The organism is Rhodococcus sp. As11 (assembly GCF_048957735.1).
Classification (GTDB): domain Bacteria; phylum Actinomycetota; class Actinomycetes; order Mycobacteriales; family Mycobacteriaceae; genus Rhodococcus; species Rhodococcus gordoniae.
In genome coordinates, this window is sequence record NZ_JARDJE010000004.1 from 316,043 (window position 1) to 338,536 (window position 22,494).

Annotated in this window: 20 protein-coding genes; 17 read left to right on the forward strand and 3 right to left on the reverse strand. The window is 68.0% G+C overall.

Annotated features, from left to right (window positions below; translation table 11 throughout):
* Nucleotides 1–32: 32 nt before the first annotated feature.
* From PV766_RS07600 to PV766_RS07680, 17 genes are all read left to right on the forward strand, one after another.
* Entirely contained in the window at nt 33–425 is a 393-nt protein-coding gene (locus PV766_RS07600) for a hypothetical protein (protein ID WP_421096785.1), read from the forward strand.
* Between the two features lie 254 nt (nt 426–679).
* Nucleotides 680–1,039, forward strand: a complete 360-nt coding sequence (locus tag PV766_RS07605) for an NADH-quinone oxidoreductase subunit A (RefSeq protein WP_016935086.1) — start codon at nt 680–682, stop codon at nt 1,037–1,039.
* A gap of 98 nt (nt 1,040–1,137) precedes the next feature.
* Nucleotides 1,138–1,692, forward strand: coding sequence for a NuoB/complex I 20 kDa subunit family protein (locus PV766_RS07610; protein WP_059381031.1), 555 nt, complete (start codon nt 1,138–1,140; stop codon nt 1,690–1,692).
* Nucleotides 1,689–2,405, forward strand: coding sequence for an NADH-quinone oxidoreductase subunit C (locus PV766_RS07615; RefSeq protein ID WP_421096786.1), 717 nt, complete (start codon nt 1,689–1,691; stop codon nt 2,403–2,405). Before PV766_RS07610 ends, PV766_RS07615 begins: the two co-directional genes overlap by 4 nt.
* The gene (locus PV766_RS07620) at nt 2,405–3,706 is read left to right on the forward strand and encodes an NADH-quinone oxidoreductase subunit D (protein WP_421096787.1); all 1,302 of its coding nucleotides are present in this window, start codon (nt 2,405–2,407) and stop codon (nt 3,704–3,706) included. The genes PV766_RS07615 and PV766_RS07620 overlap by 1 nt, the downstream gene beginning before the upstream one ends.
* Nucleotides 3,703–5,889 (forward strand): NADH-quinone oxidoreductase subunit NuoF, encoded by a 2,187-nt coding sequence (gene nuoF, locus PV766_RS07625; protein ID WP_421096788.1) that lies wholly within the window; start codon nt 3,703–3,705, stop codon nt 5,887–5,889. The genes PV766_RS07620 and nuoF overlap by 4 nt, the downstream gene beginning before the upstream one ends.
* A complete protein-coding gene (locus PV766_RS07630) occupies nt 5,886–8,357 on the forward strand; it encodes an NADH-quinone oxidoreductase subunit G (protein ID WP_421096789.1) in 2,472 nt (823 codons plus the stop codon). The genes nuoF and PV766_RS07630 overlap by 4 nt, the downstream gene beginning before the upstream one ends.
* Nucleotides 8,354–9,655 carry an NADH-quinone oxidoreductase subunit NuoH gene (nuoH, locus tag PV766_RS07635; RefSeq protein ID WP_064062987.1) on the forward strand — a complete coding sequence of 434 codons (1,302 nt, stop codon included), beginning with the start codon at nt 8,354–8,356 and terminating at the stop codon, nt 9,653–9,655. Before PV766_RS07630 ends, nuoH begins: the two co-directional genes overlap by 4 nt.
* Nucleotides 9,655–10,200, forward strand: coding sequence for an NADH-quinone oxidoreductase subunit NuoI (gene nuoI, locus PV766_RS07640; RefSeq protein ID WP_064062988.1), 546 nt, complete (start codon nt 9,655–9,657; stop codon nt 10,198–10,200). The genes nuoH and nuoI overlap by 1 nt, the downstream gene beginning before the upstream one ends.
* Entirely contained in the window at nt 10,197–10,991 is a 795-nt protein-coding gene (locus PV766_RS07645; protein ID WP_064062989.1) for an NADH-quinone oxidoreductase subunit J, read from the forward strand. Before nuoI ends, PV766_RS07645 begins: the two co-directional genes overlap by 4 nt.
* Complete coding sequence (gene nuoK, locus PV766_RS07650) at nt 10,988–11,287, forward strand: NADH-quinone oxidoreductase subunit NuoK (RefSeq protein WP_016935375.1); 300 nt, start codon at nt 10,988–10,990, stop codon at nt 11,285–11,287. The genes PV766_RS07645 and nuoK overlap by 4 nt, the downstream gene beginning before the upstream one ends.
* 56 nt (nt 11,288–11,343) lie before the next feature.
* Complete coding sequence (nuoL, locus tag PV766_RS07655) at nt 11,344–13,236, forward strand: NADH-quinone oxidoreductase subunit L (protein WP_421096790.1); 1,893 nt, start codon at nt 11,344–11,346, stop codon at nt 13,234–13,236.
* Between the two features lie 13 nt (nt 13,237–13,249).
* Nucleotides 13,250–14,935, forward strand: coding sequence for an NADH-quinone oxidoreductase subunit M (locus tag PV766_RS07660; protein WP_421096791.1), 1,686 nt, complete (start codon nt 13,250–13,252; stop codon nt 14,933–14,935).
* The gene (gene nuoN, locus PV766_RS07665; protein ID WP_421096792.1) at nt 14,932–16,536 is read left to right on the forward strand and encodes an NADH-quinone oxidoreductase subunit NuoN; all 1,605 of its coding nucleotides are present in this window, start codon (nt 14,932–14,934) and stop codon (nt 16,534–16,536) included. The genes PV766_RS07660 and nuoN overlap by 4 nt, the downstream gene beginning before the upstream one ends.
* Before the next feature lie 67 nt (nt 16,537–16,603).
* Nucleotides 16,604–17,125 (forward strand): peptide-methionine (S)-S-oxide reductase MsrA, encoded by a 522-nt coding sequence (gene msrA / locus PV766_RS07670; protein ID WP_421096793.1) that lies wholly within the window; start codon nt 16,604–16,606, stop codon nt 17,123–17,125.
* Between the two features lie 125 nt (nt 17,126–17,250).
* Nucleotides 17,251–17,391, forward strand: coding sequence for a hypothetical protein (locus PV766_RS07675; RefSeq protein ID WP_421096794.1), 141 nt, complete (start codon nt 17,251–17,253; stop codon nt 17,389–17,391).
* Nucleotides 17,392–17,442: 51 nt separating this feature from the next.
* The gene (locus PV766_RS07680) at nt 17,443–19,038 is read left to right on the forward strand and encodes an FMN-binding glutamate synthase family protein (RefSeq protein WP_421096795.1); all 1,596 of its coding nucleotides are present in this window, start codon (nt 17,443–17,445) and stop codon (nt 19,036–19,038) included.
* Nucleotides 19,039–19,045: 7 nt separating this feature from the next.
* Here the strand turns inward: PV766_RS07680 and PV766_RS07685 are convergent, their stop codons facing one another.
* The 3 genes from PV766_RS07685 to PV766_RS07695 all read right to left on the reverse strand — a co-directional run bounded on the left by PV766_RS07685 (nt 19,046) and on the right by PV766_RS07695 (nt 22,376).
* Entirely contained in the window at nt 19,046–19,924 is an 879-nt protein-coding gene (locus PV766_RS07685; RefSeq protein WP_129976092.1) for a cyclopropane mycolic acid synthase family methyltransferase, read from the reverse strand.
* A gap of 181 nt (nt 19,925–20,105) precedes the next feature.
* Nucleotides 20,106–21,506 carry a WS/DGAT/MGAT family O-acyltransferase gene (locus tag PV766_RS07690; protein WP_421096796.1) on the reverse strand — a complete coding sequence of 467 codons (1,401 nt, stop codon included), beginning with the start codon at nt 21,504–21,506 and terminating at the stop codon, nt 20,106–20,108.
* A 330-nt stretch (nt 21,507–21,836) separates the two neighbouring features.
* Nucleotides 21,837–22,376 (reverse strand): potassium channel family protein, encoded by a 540-nt coding sequence (locus PV766_RS07695; RefSeq protein ID WP_421096797.1) that lies wholly within the window; start codon nt 22,374–22,376, stop codon nt 21,837–21,839.
* Between the last annotated feature and the right edge of the window lie 118 nt (nt 22,377–22,494).

Genomic DNA, 22,494 nt, shown 5'->3' on the forward strand with positions numbered 1-22,494 from the left:
GCGAACCACCGGCCTCGGCTAGCATCGTGCCCGTGACCGACTCGCTGCGCATCCTCGTCTACAGCGACGATGCGACCGTGCGGCAGCAGGTTCGTGATGCCCTCGGTACCCGCCTGCACCCGGATCTGCCCCCGCTCGACTATGTGGAGGTCGCGACACCACCGGTCGTCGTCGAACGCATGCATGCCGGCGACATCGATCTCGCCGTGCTCGACGGTGAATCCGCTCCGGCCGGCGGAATGGGGATCGCGAAGCAGCTCGAGGACGAACTCGACTCGTGTCCGCCGATCGTCGTCCTGATCGCCCGCGCCGACGATGAATGGCTGGCCCGCTGGTCGGGCGCCGAGGTGGCGCTGCGGCATCCGGTCGACCCGATCCGGCTCGGCCGGCAGGTCCTTGCTCTGCTCACCTCCCGCCACTCCTGACCCTTCGGGCGCGGCCGGCAGACCGCGAACCTGTATGAGGGGAGGGGAATCTACCCTCCTTCCCGGTGCGGAGCAGCCCGACACGCCGCCCCGAATCGGGGGTGTGAAATCGCGACAAGTCCGACGCGAACACCACTAGTGTGTGCCGTAACTCACATGCCCGCCCTGGGGCGAGGACCCCGGTGCACGGCGGAGTGGGTGCGCGGGCGACGAGAAGGCCCGCGGCCGGATTCGCGCGAGGAACCGGAGGTGGCATGAACGCCTATGTACCGATCCTGGTACTCGGTGGCATCGCGCTGGCCTTCGCGGTTTTCTCCGTCGCGGTGGCGAGCCTCGCGGGTCCGAGCCGATACAACCGTGCCAAACTCGACGCCTACGAGTGCGGCATCGACCCGACGCCCCAGCCGGTGGGTGGTGGCCGCTTCCCGGTGAAGTACTACCTCACCGCGATGCTGTTCATCATCTTCGACATCGAGATCGTCTTCCTGTACCCGTGGGCGGTCCACTTCGACGCGCTCGGCGTCTTCGGTCTGGCAGCGATGGCGCTGTTCATGTTCAACGTCTTCGTCGCCTACGCCTACGAGTGGAAACGAGGAGGCCTGACATGGGACTGACGCCCCACATGCACGCCCGGACCTGTTGTACCCGAAGCGGTTACGCGACCCGTCCGGCGGTCGTCCGGTCCGTCCGACTCCGGGGGGAGTGACAGGTCATGGGCATCGAGGAGAAGGTTCCCAGCGGTTTCCTGCTCAGCACCGTCGAGACACTCGCCGGGTTCGCACGCAAGGGTTCACTGTGGCCCGCCTCCTTCGGGCTCGCGTGCTGTGCCATCGAGATGATGGCCACCGCGGGCGGACGCTACGACATCGCCCGATTCGGCATGGAAGCGTTCCGGGCCTCGCCGCGGCAGGCCGACGTGATGATCGTCGCCGGGCGCGTCAGCCAGAAGATGGCCCCCGCGCTGCGCCGCGTCTACGACCAGATGGTCGAACCGAAGTGGGTGCTCGCAATGGGGGTGTGCGCCTCGTCCGGCGGGATGTTCAACAACTACGCGATCGTCCAGGGTGTCGACCACGTCGTCCCCGTCGACATCTATCTCCCGGGCTGTCCGCCCCGGCCCGAGATGCTCCTCCACGCGATCCTGACACTGCACGAGAAGATCGCACAGATGCCTCTCGGCGTGAACCGGGCCGAGGCGATCCGCGCCGCGGAGGAAGCCGCCCTGGCCCAGCGTCCGCTCATCGAACTGACGGTGCCGCCGCGATGACCGATCTCGAACGGACCGGATCCGACCACGACGACCGCGCCGACGAGGTGATCGCGGTCCGCCGCGGCATGTTCGGGGTGCGTGGATCCGGTGACACCAGCGGCTACGGACGCCTCGTGCGCCGGGTGACGCTGCCCGGCAGCACCGACCGTCCCTACGGCGGGTACCTCGACGACCTCGTCGACACCCTCGAGGACGTACTCGACGAACGCTCCGGCGACACCGCGGTGGGTTACGCCGACGCGGTGGAGAAGATCGTCGTGCACCGCCACCAACTGACCGCCTTCGTCCGCCGCGAGCAGCTGCCCCTCGTGGCCGGCACCCTGCGCGACCATCCCGCGCTCCGATTCGAGCTGTGCCTCGGGGTGTCGGGCGTGCACTATCCGCAGGAGACGGGCCGGGAACTGCACGCGGTGTATCCACTCGTCTCGATCACCCACAACCGCCGCATGCGTCTCGAGGTCGCGATCCCCGACAGCGACCCGCACGTCCCGTCGCTGTACCGCATCTACCCGACGAACGACTGGCACGAACGCGAGACCTACGACTTCTTCGGGATCGTCTTCGACGGTCATCCCGCGCTCACGCGCATCGAGATGCCCGACGACTGGCGCGGGCACCCCCAGCGCAAGGACTACCCTCTCGGCGGAATCCCCGTGGAGTACAAGGGAGCCCGGATCCCGCCACCCGACGAACGGAGGGCGTACACGTGATGAGCGAACTCGCCGGCGAGACCGTCTTCGACGCCGTCGGACGCGACTGGGACGACATCGCCGCCGCCGTGCGCGACAGCGGTGAGGACCACATCGTCGTCAACATGGGACCCCAGCACCCGTCCACCCACGGCGTCCTGCGCCTGATCCTCGAGATCGACGGCGAGACGGTCACCGAGGCGCGTTGCGGAATCGGGTATCTCCACACCGGAATCGAGAAGAATCTCGAATACCGCAACTGGACCCAGGGCGTCACCTTCGTCACGCGCATGGACTACCTCGCGCCGTTCCACAACGAGACCGCCTACTGCCTCGGTGTCGAGAAACTCCTCGGCATCGAGGATCTCGTCCCCGAACGCGCGCAGGTCGTGCGGGTGATGCTGATGGAACTCAACCGCATCTCCTCGCATCTGGTGGCGCTGGCCACCGGCGGCATGGAACTCGGTGCGACGACACCGATGCTGTTCGGATTCCGCGAGCGCGAACTGATCCTCGACGTCTTCGAGACGATCACCGGACTGCGGATGAACCACTCCTACATCCGGCCCGGCGGACTCTCCCAGGACCTGCCCGACGAGGCCGTGCCGATGATCCGCGACCTGCTCGCCGCGCTGCCCGCCCGGCTCGCCGATCTCGAAGCGTTGTTCACCGACAATCCGATCTTCATCTCGCGCACCCGAGACATCGGCTGCCTCGATCTCACCGGATGCATGGCCCTCGGCGTCACCGGCCCGATCCTCCGATCCACCGGACTGCCCTACGACCTGCGCCGCGCCGAACCCTATTGCGGTTACGAGACCTACGAGTTCGACATCGTCACCGCCGAGGGATCCGACTGCTACGCGCGCTATCTCGTGCGGATCGGGGAGATGCGCGAATCGTTGAAGATCGTCGAGCAGTGCCTCGACCGGCTCCGTCCCGGCCCGGTGATGGTGCAGGACGGCAAGATCGCCTGGCCGTCGAAACTGCAGCTCGGACCGGACGGACTCGGCAACTCGCCCGACCACATCCGCCACATCATGGGCGAGTCGATGGAGGGCCTGATCCACCACTTCAAACTCGTCACAGAGGGCATCCGCGTCCCGGCGGGACAGGTCTACATCGGCGTCGAATCGCCACGCGGCGAACTCGGCGTCCACCTGGTCAGCGACGGCGGCACGCGGCCCTACCGCGTGCACTACCGCGATCCGTCGTTCACGAATCTGCAGGCCGTCGCGGCGATGTGCGAAGGCGGCATGGTCTCCGACGTCATCGCCGCCGTCGCCAGCATCGACCCGGTGATGGGGGGAGTGGACCGATGAGCACCGAATTCGTGCGCGCCGCGGGCGCGGAGACCGTCGGCACCGCGGCCACGAGCGAGACCACCGCCGCCGTGCCGATGACCGAACCCGCTGCGCGCGAACCCGTCCTCGTCCCGCTCGGACCGCGACCCGACGAGGACACCTATCTCACCCCACCCGACGCGCCGCGCCGCTATCCCGACGACGTGCGCGCCCGTCTCGACGCCGACGCCGACCGGATCGTCGCGCGCTACCCGCAGCCACGATCGGCGCTGCTACCGCTGCTGCATCTGGTGCAGGCGGAGGACGGCTACATCACGCCCGCCGGGATCGAGTTCTGTGCCCGGCGGCTGGGGCTCACCGGCGCCGAGGTCGCCGCCGTCTCGACCTTCTACACCATGTACCGCCGCTCGCCGACGGGCCGCCACCACGTGGGGGTGTGTACGAACGCGCTGTGCGCGACGATGGGCGGCGACGAGATCTTCTCCGCGCTGTGCACCCGGCTCGGCATCGGACACGACGAGACCACCGCCGACGGCGCGATCACCCTCGAACACATCGAGTGCAACGCGGCGTGCGACTACGCCCCGGTGATGACCGTCGACTGGGAGCTGTTCGACAACCGCACCGTCGACTCCGCGGTCGAGCTCGTCGACGAACTGCTCTCCGGCGGCACGCCCACACCGACGCGCGGCGCACCGCTGCGCAGCTTCCGCGACACCGCACGCCTGCTGGCCGGTTTCCCCGACCGCCGGCCCGGCGCGCTCGACGCCGCCGGCACCGCCGGACCGGCCTCCCTGGCCGGACTCGGGGTCGCCCGCGAGCACGACATGCGGGCACCGGAACCGCCGGAGAAGGACGAGGCCGTCGTCACCGTCGGGAAATCCCCGACGGGTCTGACCCCTGTGCTCACCCGTTACTGGGACGAGGAGCGGGCGTGGACCCTCGACGCCTACCGGCGGCACGGCGGCTACGAGGCCCTGCCCATCGCGCTCGGTACGGATCCGGACGCCGTCATCGCCGCGGTGAAGGACTCCGGGATCCGCGGCCGCGGCGGTGCCGGATTCTCCACCGGCACCAAGTGGTCGTTCATCCCGCAGGGCGACGACAAGCCGCACTACCTCGTCGTCAACGCCGACGAATCCGAACCGGGAACCTGCAAGGACATCCCGTTCATGCTGGCCACCCCGCACGCCCTCGTCGAAGGCGTCATCATCGCCGCCTACGCGATCCGCGCCCGGCACGCGTTCATCTATCTGCGCGGGGAGGCCGTCCCGGTGCTGCGGCGCCTGCACGCCGCGGTCGCCGAGGCCTACGAGGCCGGCTATCTAGGACGCGACATCCTCGGTTCCGGATACGACCTCGAACTCGTCGTCCACGCCGGTGCGGGCGCGTACATCTGCGGTGAGGAGACGGCCCTGCTCGACTCCCTCGAGGGCCGACGCGGCCAGCCTCGTCTGCGCCCACCCTTTCCCGCCGTCGCCGGCCTGTACGCGTGCCCGACCGTCGTCAACAACGTCGAATCCATCGCGAACGTCCCGCTCGTCGTCCGCAACGGTGTGGACTGGTACCGCTCGATGGGCACCGAGAAATCACCGGGCTTCGCGATGTTCTCCCTGTCCGGGCACGTCACCGCCCCCGGCCAGTACGAGGCTCCGCTCGGCATCACACTGCGGGAGCTGCTCGGCTACGCCGGGGGTGTGCGCGCCGGCCACCGGCTCAAGTTCTGGACACCCGGCGGTTCGTCGACCCCGATCTTCACCGACGAACATCTCGACGTCCCTCTGGACTACGAGAACGTCGCCGCCGCCGGGTCGATGCTCGGGACCCGGGCCCTGCAGATCTTCGACGAGACCACCTGCGTCGTCCGCACGGTGCTGCGCTGGACGGAGTTCTACGCCCACGAATCGTGTGGCAAGTGCACCCCCTGCCGCGAGGGCACCTGGTGGCTCGTGCAGATCCTCGACCGGCTCGAACACGGTCGGGGTACCGAAGCCGACCTGGAGAAGCTGCTCGACATCTCCGACAACATCCTCGGCCGGGCATTCTGCGCGCTCGGTGACGGTGCGACCAGCCCGATCACCTCCTCGGTGAAGTACTTCCGCGACGAGTATCTCGCCCACTTCGAGCACGGCGGCTGCCCGTTCGACCCGCACCTGTCGACGCTCGCCGCCGATACCCCCGCGGAAGGAGGCGAGCGATGACCGCCGTGTCCGGTGCCGGTGCGGAGAAGTCCGAGACCACCGACCTCGTGAACGTCACCATCGACGACACCGGGATCGCCGTGCCGAAGGGCACTCTCGTGATCCGCGCCGCCGAACTGATCGGGGTGCAGATCCCGCGGTTCTGCGACCACCCACTGCTCGAGCCGGTCGGCGCGTGCCGCCAGTGCCTCGTCGAGGTCGAGGGCCAGCGCAAACCGCTCGCCTCGTGCACCTCGGTGGTCACCGACGGGATGGTCGTGCGCACCCAGTTCACCTCGCCGGTGGCCGACAAGGCACAGCGCGGCGTGATGGAACTGCTGCTCATCAACCATCCGCTCGACTGCCCGGTGTGCGACAAGGGTGGCGAGTGCCCGCTGCAGAACCAGGCGATGTCCAACGGCCGCGCCGAGTCCCGCTTCGAGGACACCAAACGCACCTATCCGAAACCCATCGCGATCTCCTCACAGGTGCTCCTCGACCGCGAACGGTGCGTGCTGTGCGCCCGATGTACCCGCTTCGCCGATCAGGTCGCGGGCGACCGGTTCGTCGACATGCTCGACCGCGGAGCGCTGCAGCAGGTCGGCATCTACACCGAGGAACCCTTCGAGTCGTATTTCTCCGGCAACACCGTCCAGATCTGCCCGGTCGGTGCCCTCACGGGCGCCGCCTACCGGTTCCGCGCCCGCCCGTTCGACCTGGTCTCCACACCGAGCGTGTGCGAACACTGCGCGAGCGGTTGCGCCCAACGCACCGACCACCGTCGCGGAGCCGTGCTGCGTCGCCTCGCCGGAGACGACCCCGAGGTCAACGAGGAATGGAATTGCGACAAGGGACGCTGGGCGTTCACCTACGCCACCGCCGACGACCGCCTCACCACGCCCCTCGTCCGCGACCACACGGGAGCGCTCGTCCCTGCCTCGTGGATCGAGGCGCTCGGGGTCGCCGCCCGCGGGCTGGCGGCGGCACGTGGCAGGGCCGCAGTCCTGACCGGCGGCCGGCTCACCGTCGAGGACGCCTACGCCTACGCGAAATTCGCGCGTACGGCGCTCGGCACCAACGACATCGACTTCCGCAGCCGCGCCTTGTCGGACGAGGAGACGGCCTTCCTCGCCGCACGGGTCGCCGGACGGCACCTCGAGGTCACCTACCGCGACCTCGACCGCGCGCCGGCGGTGCTGCTCGTCGGATGCGAACCCGAGGAGGAATCGCCGATCGTCTTCCTGCGGCTGCGCAAGGCGGTCCGGCGGAACAGGCTGCAGGTCTTCACGATCGCGCCGTTCACCTCGCGCGGCGTGCACAAACTGTCGGGGCGACTCGAGCAGTGCGTACCGGGCGACGAGGCGCGTGCACTCGACGCGATCCGCACCGGATCGTCCTCCGACGCGGCCGCCGCGCTGCGAACTCCCGGTGCGATCGTGCTGGTGGGGGAGCGCGCTGCAGTGTCGCCCGGTGCACTGTCCGCCGCGGCGGCCCTCGCCGATGAGACCGGAGCCCGCCTGGCGTGGATCCCGCGGCGCGCCGGTGATCGCGGCGCCCTCGAAGCGGGTGCGTTCCCGACCCTGCTGCCCGGGGGCCGCCCGGTCGACGACCCGCAGGCCCGTCGCGACATCGAGTCGGCCTGGGGTCTTGCGGCCGACACCCTGCCGTCCCGGCCGGGTCGCGACACCGCGGCGATCCTGGCCGCAGCCACCGAGGGCGCGCTGGGCGCGCTCGTGGTCGCCGGGTTCGAACCCGCCGACCTGCCCGATCCCGATGCCGTACATGCCGGCCTCGACGGCGCCGGGTTCGTCGTGAGTCTGGAAGTGCGGCGCAGCGCGGTGACCGACCGCGCCGACGTGGTCTTTCCCGTCGCGCCGGTAGCCGAGAAGGCCGGGAGCTTCCTCGACTGGGAAGGGCGCGAGCGGGTGTTCCCGATCGCGCTCCGCGACACCGGGGCACTGCCCGATCACCGGGTGCTCGCGGCGATCGCCGATGCTCTGGATCTCGATCCCGGCCTCGACGGTCCCGGCTCCCACGACGTCGACACTCTGCGCCGCGAACTCGCGGCCCTCGGGCGATGGACGGGCGCCGTCCCCGAGACACCGGTGACGTCTCCGCGACCTGCACCACGTCCCGTTCTCGGGGAGGCGGTCCTCGCCACCTGGCGGATGCTCCTCGACGCGGGCCGGTCGCAGGACGACGAACCCCACCTCGCCGGGACGGCGCACGAACCCGTCGCCCGCCTGTCGGCCGCGACAGCAGCGGAGATCGGGGCGGCCGACCACCGTTCGCTCACCGTCTCCACCGGACGCGGGTCGATCACGCTTCCGCTGGTGATCGACGAGCTGCCCGACCGTGTCGTCTGGTTGCCCACCGCCTCGCCGGGTTCGATGGTGCACCTCGATCTCGGCGTCACCGCCGGTGATGTGGTGCGGATCCGAGCCGCCGCGACGACGAGCACGGGATCGGCCGAGGAGGATCCGCGATGAGCGTCACCGCCCAGCAGTCCGTGGACCTGTCGATGTTCGGTATCGATCCGTGGTGGCTCGTCGTCGTGAAGGCCCTCGCGATCTTCGCGTTCCTGGTTCTGACCACGCTCGTGATGATCCTCGCCGAACGCAAGATCATGGCCTGGATGCAGATGCGGGTCGGACCCGACCGGGTGGGACCGAAAGGACTGTTCCAGACCGTCGCCGACGGCCTGAAACTCGCTCTCAAGGAAGGCATCATCCCGACCGGGGTGGACAAGCCGATCTATCTGCTCGCCCCGATCATCGCGACGGCCCCGGCGTTCATGGCGTTCGCGGTCGTCCCGTTCGGACCGGAGGTGTCGATCTTCGGAACTCGAACGCCGCTGCAGCTCACGGATCTTCCCGTCGCGGTCCTCTACGTTCTGGCGATCACCTCCGTCGGCGTCTACGGCATCGTGCTCGCCGGCTGGGCCTCCGGCTCGACCTACCCCCTGCTCGGTGGCCTCCGCTCCACCGCGCAGGTCATCTCCTACGAGATTGCGATGGGACTCGCGTTCGCCGCGGTCTTCCTGCAGGCGGGCACGATGTCGACCTCGGGGATCGTCGCCGCGCAGAACGACCTGTGGTTCGTCGTGCTGCTGCTCCCGTCGTTCCTGGTGTACTCGGTGTCGATGGTGGGGGAGACCAACCGCGCTCCCTTCGATCTTCCCGAAGCCGAAGGCGAACTCGTGGGCGGCTTCCACACCGAGTACTCGTCGCTGCGGTTCGCGATGTTCATGCTCGCGGAGTACGTCAACATGGTCACTGTCTCCGCGCTCGCGACCACCTTGTTCCTCGGCGGCTGGCACGCGCCGTGGCCGCTGACGCTGTGGAGCGGCGCGAACTCGGGCTGGTGGCCGCTGCTGTGGTTCGTGATCAAGGTGTGGGTCGTGCTGTTCGTCTTCGTCTGGCTGCGCAGCACTCTGCCGAGGCTGCGATACGACCAGTTCATGGCCCTGGGCTGGAAACTGCTCATCCCCGTCTCGGTGGTGTGGGTGATGGTCGTGGCCGTGCTGCGCCTCCTCGACGGCCACGACGTGCTTCCCGGCACCGCGAGTCTCATCGTCGCCGGTGTGCTGTCCACGGCGCTGCTGTTCGGCTACCTGTCCCTGCGCGCGCGGCGGACCCGGCGTACCGCACAGGCGATCGAGCTGCCCGGACCCGACGAGGAATTCGACGCCATGGCCGGTGGATTCCCCGTGCCGCCACTACCTGCCCGGTCGGGCACCCGACCGAGCCCGCCCGCTTCGGCGGGTCGTCTCCCAGGAGGATCGTGATGGTCGAATTCCGCGGACCGCTGGCCGGTTTCGGTGTGACGCTCACGACGATGTTCAAGAAGCCCAACACCGAGCAGTATCCGGAGCAGAAGAGACCCACCGCACCCCGCTATCACGGACGCCACCAGCTCAACCGGTATCCGGACGGGCTCGAGAAATGCATCGGCTGCGAACTGTGCGCGTGGGCGTGCCCGGCCGACGCCATCCACGTCGAGGGCGCCGACAACACCGATCAGGAGCGGTACTCGCCCGGGGAACGGTACGGACGTGTCTACCAGATCAACTACCTGCGGTGCATCGGCTGCGGACTGTGCATCGAGGCGTGCCCGACCCGCGCGCTGACGATGACGAACGAGTACGAGATGGCCGCGGACAACCGCACCGACATGATCTACGAGAAGGACCGGTTGCTCGCCCCCCTCGAATCCGGGATGCAGCCACCTCCGCATCCCATGGCGCCCGGCGCCACCGACGAGGACTACTACCGGGGCACGATCCCGGTGCCCGAGCACGTGTCCGCCGCCGACGGGGAGGAACACCGGTGACCACCGTCCTGCTCGCCGCCGAACTCGTCACGACCTCCACCGGGGAGGCCGTGCAGTTCTGGATCCTCGGCGCCGTCGCGGTGCTCGGGGCGCTCGGCGTCGTCGTCGCCCCGAAAGCCGTGTACTCGGCGCTGTTCCTCGCCATGACGATGATCGTGCTCGCCGTCTTCTACATCGCGCAGGACGCCGTGTTCCTCGGTGTGGTGCAGGTCGTGGTCTACACCGGCGCGGTCATGATGCTGTTCCTGTTCGTGCTCATGCTCGTCGGCATCGACTCGTCCGATTCCCTCGTCGAAACCATCAAGGGCCAGCGCGTTCTCGCGATCGTCGTGGCGATCGGATTCGCGGTGATGCTCATCGGCGGCATCGGGAACACCGCTGTGTCCGGATTCGCGGGACTCGACGCCGCCAACGCCGGCGGCAACGTCGAGGGTCTGGCGGTGTTGCTGTTCATCGACTACGTCTGGGCGTTCGAACTCACCGGGGCGCTGCTCATCACCGCCACCGTGGGTGCGATGGTGCTCGCCCACCGGGAACGATCGGAGCCCAGGAAGACCCAACGCGAACTCGCCGCACGCCGGTTCCGAGAAGGAGAACGGGTCACTCCGCTGCCGGCTGCGGGTGTCTACGCCCGCCACAACGCCGCCGACGTTCCGGCCCTGCTCCCGGACGGCTCGTTCTCCGAACTGTCGGTCGGTGAGCTGCTCGGCCGCATCGGCCGCGACTGGGACCACACCGAGCTCGGCCTGCGCGAACCCGGCGGTGACGACGCGAGGAAGGATCGGCGATGAACCCCGAGAACTACCTCTACCTGTCGGCACTGCTGTTCACCATCGGCGCAGTGGGAGTTCTCGTCCGCCGCAACGCCATCGTCGTGTTCATGTGCGTCGAACTGATGCTCAACGCCGCCAACCTGGCCTTCGTCACCTTCGCGCGGATGCACGGCAACCTCCACGGCCAGGTGTTCGCCTTCTTCACGATGGTCGTCGCGGCCGCCGAGGTCGTCGTCGGTCTCGCCATCATCGTGACGATCTTCCGGACGAGGCGATCCGCCTCCGTCGACAACGCAGACCTGCTCAAGTACTGACAACCCACGAGGACGGTGAGTGTGAGAGCCCACGACGAACCGAGAGGACACGCGACATGACGTCGTTCCTGAACTCGGCGCTGTGGACGATACCGGCACTGCCCTTGGCCGGCGCGTTCGTACTGCTGCTCCTCGGGCGGCGCAGCGACAGCTGGGGACATCTGCTCGGATGTGCCACTGCGATCGCCTCGTTCGTCGTCTGCGCCGTCATGTTCGCCGGGTTGCTCGGACTCGACGCGAACGCCCGGCTCGCACAGCAGACCGTCTTCGCCTGGGTGCCGGTCGGCGAGCTGCAGGTCGATCTCGGCCTCCGGCTCGACGCGCTGTCGATCTGCTTCGTGCTGCTCGTCACGGGCGTGGGATCGCTGATCCATCTCTACTCGATCGGGTACATGGCACACGATCCGGAACGCCGGAAGTTCTTCGCCTATCTCAACCTGTTCCTCGCGGCGATGCTGGTGCTCGTCCTCGCCGACAACTTCCTCGTCCTGTATCTCGGGTGGGAGGGGGTCGGTCTCGCCTCCTACCTGCTCATCGGCTTCTGGCAGTACAAGCCCGCTGCCGCGACCGCCGCGAAGAAGGCGTTCGTCGTCAACCGCGTCGGCGACATGGGGCTGCTCATCGCTCTCATGATCATGTTCGCGATCTTCGGCAGCCTCGACTACGACACGGTCTTCGCCTCGGTCCCCGCCGCGACCGAAGGCACGGTGACGGCGATCGGCCTGTGTCTGCTCCTGGCCGCGTGCGCGAAATCCGCTCAGCTGCCGCTGCAGTCGTGGCTCGGCGACGCGATGGAGGGTCCCACCCCGGTCTCGGCGCTCATCCACGCCGCGACCATGGTCACCGCCGGCGTCTATCTCGTCGTCCGGGCGAACGCGATCTTCGACGCCGCACCGGCCGCACGACTCGCGGTGGTGATCGTCGGTGCCGCGACCTTGCTCTTCGGCGCGATCATCGGCTGCGCCAAGGACGACATCAAGAAGGCGCTCGCGGCGTCGACGATGAGCCAGATCGGCTACATGGTGCTTGCCGCCGGACTCGGTCCCGCCGGGTACGCCTTCGCGATCCTGCACCTGCTCACCCACGGCTTCTTCAAGGCCGGGTTGTTCCTCGGCGCCGGCTCGGTGATGCACGCGATGAACGACGAAACCGACATGCGCCGCTTCGGCGGTCTCCGCGCGGTCATGCCGATCACCTTCGCCACCTTCGGGCTGGGGTATCTCGCCATCATCGGCATCCCGCCGTTCGCGGGCTTCTTCTCCAAGGACAAGATCATCGAGGTCGCCTTCGCCGCGGGTGGCGTCGAAGGAGCCGTGCTCGGTCTCGTAGCGCTGCTCGGCGCGGGGCTGACCGCCTTCTACATGACCCGCGTGATGATCCTGACCTTCTTCGGCGACCGGCGATGGGCGTCCGGCGCCACCCCGCACGAGTCGCCGGCCTCGATGACCTGGCCGATGATCGCTCTCGCCGTGGGCTCCGTCGGCGCCGGCGGGCTGCTGGTGCTCGGCGGCGCGCTGCAGCACTGGCTCGAACCCGTCGTCGGATACGACCACCACGAGGGCGGCCTGCCCGTCCTGCTCGTGACCACCCTCACTCTGGCGGTCGTGCTCGCCGGTGTCGCCGTCGCCTACCGGCAGTACGTGCGCGAACCTGTGCCCGAGACGGCACCGGAGGCGGTGTCGGCGCTGACCGTCGCCGCGCGCCGCGACCTGTACGGCGACGCGGTGAACGAAGCGGTGCTCATGCGTCCCGGCCAGGGCATGGTGCGCGCCCTGGACGCCGTCGAGTCGACCGGGATCGACGGCTCCGTCACCGGTGCGGCCACCGGGATCGGTGCGCTCTCGCGCGGACTGCGCCGATTGCAGACCGGCTTCGTCCGTTCGTACGCGTTGTACATGTTCGCCGGCGCGACCGTCGTGGTCGGCGCGCTCGTCCTGGTGACGCTGTGATGGGGGTGTACCGGTGACCACCGTTCCCTGGTTGACGATCCTGTGGGTGCTGCCGCTGCTCGGCGCCGCCGTGATCGCGGCTCTGCCCGCACGACATAGCTCCGCCGTCAGGGCGCTCGCCCTCGCGGTATCGATCGCCGTCCTGGTGGTCGCGGTGATCGTCGCCGTCGGGTTCGACCGCGCGGGCGAGCGTTTCCAGTTCGTCGAGTCGCACGACTGGATCCCGTCGTTCGGTGCCGGTTACCGGCTCGGCGTCGACGGGATCGCCCTGGTGCTCGTCCTGCTCACCGCCGCACTCGTGCCGTTGCTCCTGGCCGCCGGGTGGCACGACCACCGCGCCGCCGACGAGGAGGCCGGTTCGGCGCGCCCCCGATCCGCCCACACCTATGTGGCCTTGATCCTGCTCGTCGAGTCGATGGTGCTCGTGTCGTTCACCGCCCTCGACATCCTGCTGTTCTACGTCTTCTTCGAAGCGATGCTCGTCCCGATGTACTTCCTCATCGGCGGATTCGGCTCCCCGGGAACACCGCGAGCCGACCGGGCGCGCGCCGCCGTGAAGTTCCTGCTGTACAACCTGCTCGGCGGGTTGGTGATGCTCGCCGCGCTGATCGGCTTGTACGTGGTCACCGCCCGATCCGGGTTGGGGGAGACCGCGGGTGTCGGCACCTTCGACGTCCGGACCGTCACCGCGGCGGCCGTCGCCGGCGATCTCGACGCGACCCCCGCCGTGCTCGGCGCCCTGTGTTTCGGTTTCCTCGTCGCCTTCGCGGTGAAGGCCCCGCTGTGGCCGCTGCACGGATGGTTGCCCGACGCGGCGGTGCGGACCACCCCGGTCGCCGCGGTGCTCATGATGGCCGTGGTGGACAAGGTCGGCACGTTCGGGATGCTGCGCTACTGCCTGCAGCTCTTTCCCGACGCCTCGGTGACCTTCGCGCCGGTCGTGGCGACCCTCGCCGTCATCGGCATCGTCTACGGCGCCATGCTCGCGATCGGCCAGACCGACATCATGCGCCTGATCGCCTACACATCCATCTCACACTTCGGATTCATCGTCCTCGGTATCTTCGCGCTGACGGCGCAGGGGCAGGCCGGCTCCACCCTGTACATGGTCAACCACGGGATCTCCACGGCCGCACTGTTCCTCATCGCCGGATTCCTCGTCTCGCGGCACGGCGACCGCACGATCGCGGCGTACGGCGGCGTACAGAAGATCGCGCCGGTCCTCGCCGGAACCTTCCTCGTCGCCGGGCTGGCGACCCTGTCCCTGCCCGGACTCGCCCCGTTCGTCAGCGAATTCCTCGTCTTCGTCGGCACCTATCCCCGCTATCGGGTGGCGGCGGTGATCGCGACGCTCGCGCTCGTGCTGTCCGCGCTCTACGTGCTGTGGCTCTATCAGCGCATGATGGGAGGCCCCGTGCGCCTACCCGGCCGGGACCACGACGGGGACGACGGCGCCGAGCACACACGCAGGCTCTCCGATCTCGTGCCGCGGGAGATCGCGGTGGTCGCGCCGCTGCTCGCGTTGCTGCTCGTACTGGGGATCTATCCGAAACCGGCGCTCGATGTCATCACCCCCGCAGTCGACGACACGCTCGTCTCGATCGACATCTCCCGGCCGGAGCCGGTGGTGCCAGCCGAGCGTCCGATCGCCGAGAGTGACGTTCCGGACCACGGTTCCGAGGAAGGTGAAGCCGAATGAACCCCTCCGAGGGCATCGTCGTTCTTGCCGCGTCCCTCCCCGCCCCGGCGATCGACTACGGCCTGATCGCGCCCATCCTGATCGTGTTCGCCGCCGCCGTCGCCGGCGTACTCGTCGAATCCTTCGTGCCGGCCTCGGCGCGCTATCTCGCCCACGTGGTCCTGACGACGGTCGCGCTCGTGGCGGCGTTCGTCGCGGTCCTGATGCTCGCCGGAACCCGCGCGACCACCCTGTCGGGGGCGGTCGTGATCGACGGCCCGGCGCTGTTCCTGCAGGGATCGGTCCTGATCGTGTCGTTGCTGTCGGTCGCGCTGGTCGCGGAACGCAGCATCGAACCGGCTCGTGCACACGCCGTTCCCCGCACGGCGGTCGGTGCGCATCTCGACGCGTTCGCACCTCAGGCGTCGGCGATCCCGGGTACCGCCGCCGAACGACAGGCACTCGCGGCGGGCGGCGCACGGACCGAGGTCTTCCCGCTCCTGCTGTTCGCGGTGGGTGGGATGCTCGTGTTCCCCGCCTCGAACGACCTGCTGACGATGTTCGTCGCACTCGAAGTGCTGTCGCTGCCGCTGTACCTTCTGTGCGGGCTCGCGCGGCGCCGACGGTTGCTCTCGCAGGAAGCCGCGCTGAAGTACTTCCTGCTGGGAGCGTTCTCGTCGGCGTTCTTCCTGTACGGGGTGGCGATGCTCTACGGCTACGCCGGCACTGTTCACCTCGGAGGTATCGCCGTAGCGATCGACACGGGTGCGGGCAACGAGACCATAGCGCTCGTCGGGGTGGGTCTGCTGGCCGTCGGCCTGCTGTTCAAAGTCGGAGCGGTGCCCTTCCACTCGTGGACCCCGGACGTCTACCAGGGGGCCCCGACCCCCGTCACCGCGTTCATGGCCGCCGCGACGAAGATCGCCGCGTTCGGCGCCCTGCTGCGCGTGCTCTATGTCGCGGTCCCCGGTTCCGCCGACCAGTGGCGGCCGATCCTGTGGGCCGTCGCGATCGCGACGATGGTCGTCGGCGCAGTCCTGGCGGTGACGCAGAACGACATCAAGCGCATGCTCGCGTATTCGGCGATCAGCCACACCGGATTCGTGCTCACCGGCGTCGTCGCCGGCACGGCGTCCGGAGTGTCCTCGACGCTGTTCTATCTGCTCGTCTACGGCATCGGGACGGTCGGTGTGTTCGCCGTGGTGACGCTCGTCCGCGACCCGGACGGCGAGGCGTGGGAGTTGTCGCGGTGGGCCGGCGTCGGACGGCGCTCGCCGCTGCTCGGAGGGGCGTTCGCACTGTTCCTGTTGTCACTGGCGGGCATTCCGCTCACCAGCGGGTTCATCGCCAAGTTCGCGGTCTTCGGTGCCGCGATCGCGGGAGGCGCGGCTCCACTCGTGATCGTCGGTGTGCTCGTCAGCGCGGTCGCGGCGTACTTCTACGTGCGGGTGATCGTGCTGATGTTCTTCACCGAGCCGACCGCCGACGTCCCGCAGCTCGCGACCTCCACCGTGGCGACGAGCGCCGCGATCGCGTTCGCGGCGGTGGCGACGGTGCTGCTCGGCATTCTGCCGCAACCCGTCCTCGACCTCGCCGGGCGGGCGGCGGTGTTCGTGCTCTGACCACGAACAGGGTGCGGGCCGGGAATGCCGCGACCCTCGTATCGGTTCCACTTCCCGAGGAGGCGTAATGACCGATACACGCACGGCGATTCTGGCAGGCGGATGCTTCTGGGGCATGGAGGAGCTGATCCGGCGGCAGCCCGGGGTGGTGTCGACACGGGTCGGTTACACCGGTGGGCAGAACGATCACCCCACCTACCGCCACCATCCGGAGCACGCAGAGTCTGTCGAGATCGTCTACGACCCCGCACGCACCGACTACCGGGCACTGCTCGAGTTCTTCTTCCGGATCCACGATCCGACCACCGTGAACCGGCAGGGAAACGACGTCGGAGCATCCTACCGTTCGGCCGTCTTCTATCTCGACGACGAGCAGAAGCAGGTCGCGCTGGACACCATCGCCGACGTCGAGGCGTCCGGTCTGTGGCCCGGCACGGTGGTCACCGAAGTGACTCCCGCGAGCACCTTCTGGGAAGCCGAACCCGAGCACCAGGACTATCTCCAGCGCTACCCGAACGGGTACACCTGCCACTTCCCGCGGCCGGGCTGGAAGCTGCCGAACAGCCGCATCGTCGACGCACCGAACTGAATCGCGCGCACGGGCAGTTCCACGGGAACTGCCCGTGTCGCCGACGGCGACTACTCCTCGGCGTTCCCGCATCCGTATCGTGGAAGTAGCAGTTCTGATGACACACGGAGGAGTGCTCGATGGGAATGTTCGGTAAGGCTATGAAGAGCGCCGCCGCGGTCAAGGCGATCCAGGTCGTCCGGCGTGAGGCGGCCAAGCCGGAGAATCAGCGCAAGGCCAAGGAGATGCTCGCGAAGGTGCAGCAGAAGCGTCGCGGTTCCCACTGAGCTGCCGCTCGACATGTGAGACCCGCCGGACAGGCGGAGAGAAGGTGAACCGTGCTGCGGTTCTTCCTCGTCGGTTTCCTGGGCCTGACTCTGGTTCTGGTCGGTGTGATCGCCGCAGTCGGAGGGTGGGGCTGGTGGGTGCTGGTCGCCCTTCTGACGTTCCTGTCGGTGGTCGGAATCTACGATCTCGTGCAGCGCCGGCATTCGGTGCTGCGCAACTATCCGGTGCTCGGCCACATGCGGTATCTGCTCGAGAGTGTGCGCCCGGAGTTCCAGCAGTACTTCGTCGAGCGGAATTTCGACGGCCGCCCCTTCGACAGGGACGTGCGCACCGTCGTCTACGAACGGGCGAAGGGAATTCACGGCGAGTTGTCGTTCGGCACCGAACGCGACGTCTACGAGGTCGGGTACGAGTATCTCGTTCACTCGACAGTGCCGGCGGCCGAACCCGACGAACCACCGCGGGTGGACATCGGAGGGCCCGACTGCAGCCGGCCGTATTCGATGTCGCTGCTGAACGTTTCATCGATGAGTTTCGGCGCTCTGTCCGCCAACGCGATCCGGGCGTTGAATCGTGGGGCGGCCCGAGGTGGGTTCGCCCACGACACCGGCGAAGGCGGGCTGACACCGTATCACCTCGACGGTGGTGGTGACCTGGTGTGGGAGATCGGATCCGGGTACTTCGGGACGCGCGACCGCGACGGACGATTCGACCCCGCAGAGTTCGCCGACAAGTCGGCTCACGACCACGTGAAGGCGATCTCCCTCAAACTCAGCCAGGGGGCGAAACCCGGCGTGGGTGGCGTGCTCCCGGCGGCGAAGGTGAGTGAGGAGATCGCACGCTATCGTGGCGTTCCGGCCCACGAGAAGTGCGTCAGTCCCGCAGCGCACACGGCCTTCACGACACCGCGCGAACTGATCCGCTTCCTCGTCGACCTTCGGGAACTGTCCGGAGGAAAACCCGTAGGTGTCAAGCTCTGCGTCGGTTCCCGCGTCGATGTGCTCGCGATCTGCAAAGCCATGCTCGCCGAAGGGACGACACCCGATTTCGTCATCGTCGACGGGGCCGAAGGTGGCACCGCCGCGGCACCCCTCGAATACGAGGACAACATGGGGCTTCCGCTCACCGACGGGCTGATGACGGTCCACAACGCCCTCGTGGGTACCGGATTGCGGGGCCGCATCAGGATCGGCGCGAGCGGCAAGGTCGCGACCGGAAACGACATGGTGAAGCGGCTGATCCACGGTGCGGACTACACCAATTCGGCACGGGCGATGATGATGGCGCTCGGATGCATCCAGGCGCAGCGATGCCACACGAACAGGTGTCCGGTCGGAGTGACGACCCAGGACCCGAAACGAGCGCGGGCGCTCGATGTGGCGGACAAGGCATTACGAGTGCAGCGGTACCACGCGAGCACGGTGCGTCAGGCGGTTCGACTCATGGCGTCGATGGGCGTCGACGAACCCGGCGGGCTCACGACGGACATGCTTCGGAAGAAGGTGTCGCCGACCACCGTTCGCTCCTACACGGAACTCTACGAATGGCTCGCTCCGGGCGAACTCCTCACCGATCCACCGCCCATGTGGTCAGCGGATTGGCGTGCAGCCACGCCGGATTCGTTCCGCCCCCGGTCTCGCTCGTGACAGATCCTCATGATCGCTGTCGCTGCTTCACGAGGGTGAACTGCTGGACGTCGACGAGGCGCCGTCGGAAGTTCGCGGCGCAACCGGTCAGATACCTGATGTATCGCTGGTAGACCTCGTCGGAGGCCATCCGGACCGCATCGTCGCGACGCGACTCGAGGGCCTGCGCCCACAGGTCGAGTGTGCGGGCGTAATGGGGTTGCAGCGACTCGATGTTCTGCACCCAGAAACTGTTGCGTTGCGCGCCGGTGATGACCAGGTCCCGGTCGGGTAGCTGCCCTCCGGGGAAGATCTCCCGCATGATGAATCGCAGGAACAGGGCGTCCTCCCGGGTGACCGGCACCTTCATCGCCTCGAGTTGGGCGCGGGAATGACCGACGATGGTGTGCAGCAACATCCGGCCGTCGTCGGGCAGGATGCGCGAGGTGCGTTCGAAGAAGGTGTCGTACCGCTGCCGGCGGAAATGCTCGAACGCCCCGATGCTGACGATGCGGTCCACAGGCTCGTCGAATTCCTCCCACCCCTGCAGGCGAACCTCGGCGGTACGGCCGCCGGCCGACATTCCCGAGAGCAGACCGGACACGTGCTCGTACTGGTTGCGGCTCAACGTCAAGCCGATGACGTGCACGTCGTATCGCTGCGTCGCCCGCACCATCGTCGAGCCCCACCCGCAACCGATGTCCAACAGCGTCATTCCGGGCCGGAGATCGCACTTGCGGAGAGCAAGGTCGACCTTCGCGATCTGCGCTTCCTCGAGGCTCATGCCGTCGCGCTCGAAATAGGCGCAACTGTACGTGCGGGTGGGGTCGAGAAACAGTTCGAAGAAGTCGTCGGACAGGTCGTAGTGGGTCTGGACCTTTTCGTAGAACGGCGTCAGCTTCTGCATTCGGACCTACTCTCCGCGAGGAGTGGGACGAGAGTTCCGGTGTCGGCGTCGATGCCTCCCGACGGACACACCGCTCTCGGTCGATAGTGCTCCCGCAGAGCGCCTTCGCACACGGGAACGGCGATTCCTGGGGCAGTTGTCCGACTCGGTCACACGAGTGTGTTACCGCTACTCCGTGACGTCAGCCTGCACGGACGGATGGCTCGTCGTCGTCCGGCTCGATGCCGAGGGCGTCCTCGAGTGCTTCGAGGGCCGCGTCGAAGTGGTCGAGCAGCGGCTGCAGTTGCGGCAGGCTGCGACTGCACGAGGTCAGGCCGAAGGCGATGGCGTCGTCGGTGCTCGTGCACGTGATGTTCAGCGCCTGGCCGTCGACGGGCACGGACAGCGGATACACCGCGTCCACCCGAGCACCGTTCCAGTACAACGGATCCGGGGATCCCGGCACGTTCGAGACGATGACGTTGAAGGGCGGGCGGGGGAGTGCGCGATTGCGGGTGAGGATGCCTACCGCCAGTGGCGCGACGCCGAGCGCGCTGGTCGCCAACCGCGACAGGGTGGACATGCCCTGCATGGAGGCCTTGCCCTCCGTGGTCGACGCCGACACCCGGGCCAGCCGGTCGGCCGGATCGGCCAGGTCCGTACCCAGATCGCACATCAGGACGCCGAGTTCGTTTCCTGCGCAGTCCTTGTCGGGCCGGAGGCAGACGGGGACCATGGCTACGAGCGACTTGTCGGGCAGCGCTTTCTGCTCCGTGAGAAGAGCGCGCAGTGCTCCCGACGACATGGCCAGCACGACATCGTTGACGGTCGCGTCGGCCGCCCTCGCCACGGTGCGCAGACGGGCGAGCGGCCACGACCGCGCAGCGAACCGGCGCGTGCCCGAGATGGGGACGTTGATCACGGTGTTCGGTGCGGCGAGCGACAGCGATCCGCCCCCACCGCGCAGTGCCCTGTTCACGGTGCCGGCCAGCGCGGGCACGAAGCCTGTGACCTCGGCGGTTGCGGTCCGCACCGCCTGCATCGCGGCGTCGGGGAGACCGAGCGCCGTCCCGGGCGAGTGGGGGCGGCCCGGCGTGTCGAACGGGGCCCACGGCGCCGGCATGTCGGTGCGCTCGGAGTCCGGGCTCAGGGCGCGGCGCAGCAACTTCATCGCACCCACGCCGTCGGCGAGGGCGTGGTGGATCTTGGTGTAGACGGCCAGTCGGCCGTCCGTGAGACCCTCGATGACGTGCATCTGCCACAGGGGCCTGCTCCGGTCGAGCAGCGTGCTGTGCAAACGGGAGACGAGATCCCACAGTTCGTCGAGGCCGCCGGGTTGCGGCAGCGCGTTGCGCCGGACGTGGTACTCCAGGTCGAAGTCCACGTCCTGCTCCCATGCCCACTGTCCGAAGGTGCCCAGGGAACGGGCCGCGCGCTTACGCCACAGCGGGGCGACCTCGCCGTTCTCTGCGGCGGCGGTGAACAGGGCCCCGAGATCCGCGGCGGTTGCTCCGTCCCGGGGACTCAGAAGGATCAATCCGCCCACATGCATCGGATGATCACGGGACTCCCCGAGAAGGAACATCGAATCGGTGGGCGACATGGGTAGACGCATAAGAACGTTTCCTCAGCTCGGAACACCGAGCAGTTCGTGGCGAGACCCCCTGCTGTCCCGTCGGCATGTGCGTCAAACCATGACCCCCGTCACAGATTTATGACGCGACACAACTAATACGCGATCCCGGACCATGTCGCCAAGTCCGGGAGTCCGTTTTCGTACCAGAACGACAATTGTTGTCCGATTTGCGAACTCCGGGCCGAGTTCTGGGACGCGGTCGTGGGAGGCGTCGAGAGTTCTGCGATGTCCGACGCCGACGATCGTGGCGATCAAGACCGGGACGCCGAATCGCGTAGGTCTCGGTCCCGTGATCGGTCACTCCTCGCCCCCACGATTGCGACGACGCCACTGCACGGCGGCCGTGAGCAATCTGATCCCGACAGCCAGGAAGATCAGATTTGCGACCATCTGCACCGACACGACGGCTCGCGCGGTCTCGGATACGGCGGCGATGTCCCCGAATCCCACCGTGGAGAAGACCGTCAGACAGAAGTACAGGGCATCGACGCGGGACAGTGGTTCGGTGAAGTGGTCCGGATGCGCCACGGACATGCGGAGATAGATGGTAGCGAAGACCACGAGATAGGTGGACACGATCGTGGTGAGTGCCTCGACGGCCTGGACCGCCGGGTACTCGGAGGCGAGAATCCTGCGGATCTGCCACCAGCCGACCATCAGGACCGCAGTGCCGCCACCGATGAGGGTCAGGGCCTCGGAGGTGCTACGGATATGCTCGACCGGAATCACGAAGTAGACGCTGACCAGCACGAAGGCGGTGAGCGTCGGACGCGCTATCGCAGTCAGGATCAGCCGTCTCCGCTCCCGCGGGTCCGGTATTCGCGGAGAATCGACCATGACGATGCCCGTTCCGGAATGGTGACTTTCGCCCCTACGGTATCGACCGGGTCGAGGCGACGATGGGAAGACCGAGGATCCGATCCGGCCCGAAAGGTCGACGCGGGGCGGCGAAGCG

What these genes read in the sequence shown, in the direction of transcription:
- PV766_RS07605 (WP_016935086.1), top strand. Translation starts at nt 680, where the DNA reads ATGAACGCCTATGTACCGATCCTGGTACTCGGTGGCATCGCGCTGGCC.
- nuoL (WP_421096790.1), top strand. Translation starts at nt 11,344, where the DNA reads ATGACGTCGTTCCTGAACTCGGCGCTGTGGACGATACCGGCACTGCCC.
- PV766_RS07685 (WP_129976092.1), bottom strand. Translation starts at nt 19,924, where the DNA reads ATGCAGAAGCTGACGCCGTTCTACGAAAAGGTCCAGACCCACTACGAC.
- PV766_RS07695 (WP_421096797.1), bottom strand. Translation starts at nt 22,376, where the DNA reads ATGGTCGATTCTCCGCGAATACCGGACCCGCGGGAGCGGAGACGGCTG.
- PV766_RS07610 (WP_059381031.1), top strand. Translation starts at nt 1,138, where the DNA reads ATGGGCATCGAGGAGAAGGTTCCCAGCGGTTTCCTGCTCAGCACCGTC.
- PV766_RS07630 (WP_421096789.1), top strand. Translation starts at nt 5,886, where the DNA reads ATGACCGCCGTGTCCGGTGCCGGTGCGGAGAAGTCCGAGACCACCGAC.
- nuoI (WP_064062988.1), top strand. Translation starts at nt 9,655, where the DNA reads ATGGTCGAATTCCGCGGACCGCTGGCCGGTTTCGGTGTGACGCTCACG.
- PV766_RS07620 (WP_421096787.1), top strand. Translation starts at nt 2,405, where the DNA reads ATGAGCGAACTCGCCGGCGAGACCGTCTTCGACGCCGTCGGACGCGAC.
- msrA (WP_421096793.1), top strand. Translation starts at nt 16,604, where the DNA reads ATGACCGATACACGCACGGCGATTCTGGCAGGCGGATGCTTCTGGGGC.
- nuoN (WP_421096792.1), top strand. Translation starts at nt 14,932, where the DNA reads ATGAACCCCTCCGAGGGCATCGTCGTTCTTGCCGCGTCCCTCCCCGCC.
- PV766_RS07615 (WP_421096786.1), top strand. Translation starts at nt 1,689, where the DNA reads ATGACCGATCTCGAACGGACCGGATCCGACCACGACGACCGCGCCGAC.
- PV766_RS07690 (WP_421096796.1), bottom strand. Translation starts at nt 21,506, where the DNA reads ATGTCGCCCACCGATTCGATGTTCCTTCTCGGGGAGTCCCGTGATCAT.
- PV766_RS07675 (WP_421096794.1), top strand. Translation starts at nt 17,251, where the DNA reads ATGTTCGGTAAGGCTATGAAGAGCGCCGCCGCGGTCAAGGCGATCCAG.
- nuoF (WP_421096788.1), top strand. Translation starts at nt 3,703, where the DNA reads ATGAGCACCGAATTCGTGCGCGCCGCGGGCGCGGAGACCGTCGGCACC.
- nuoK (WP_016935375.1), top strand. Translation starts at nt 10,988, where the DNA reads ATGAACCCCGAGAACTACCTCTACCTGTCGGCACTGCTGTTCACCATC.
- nuoH (WP_064062987.1), top strand. Translation starts at nt 8,354, where the DNA reads ATGAGCGTCACCGCCCAGCAGTCCGTGGACCTGTCGATGTTCGGTATC.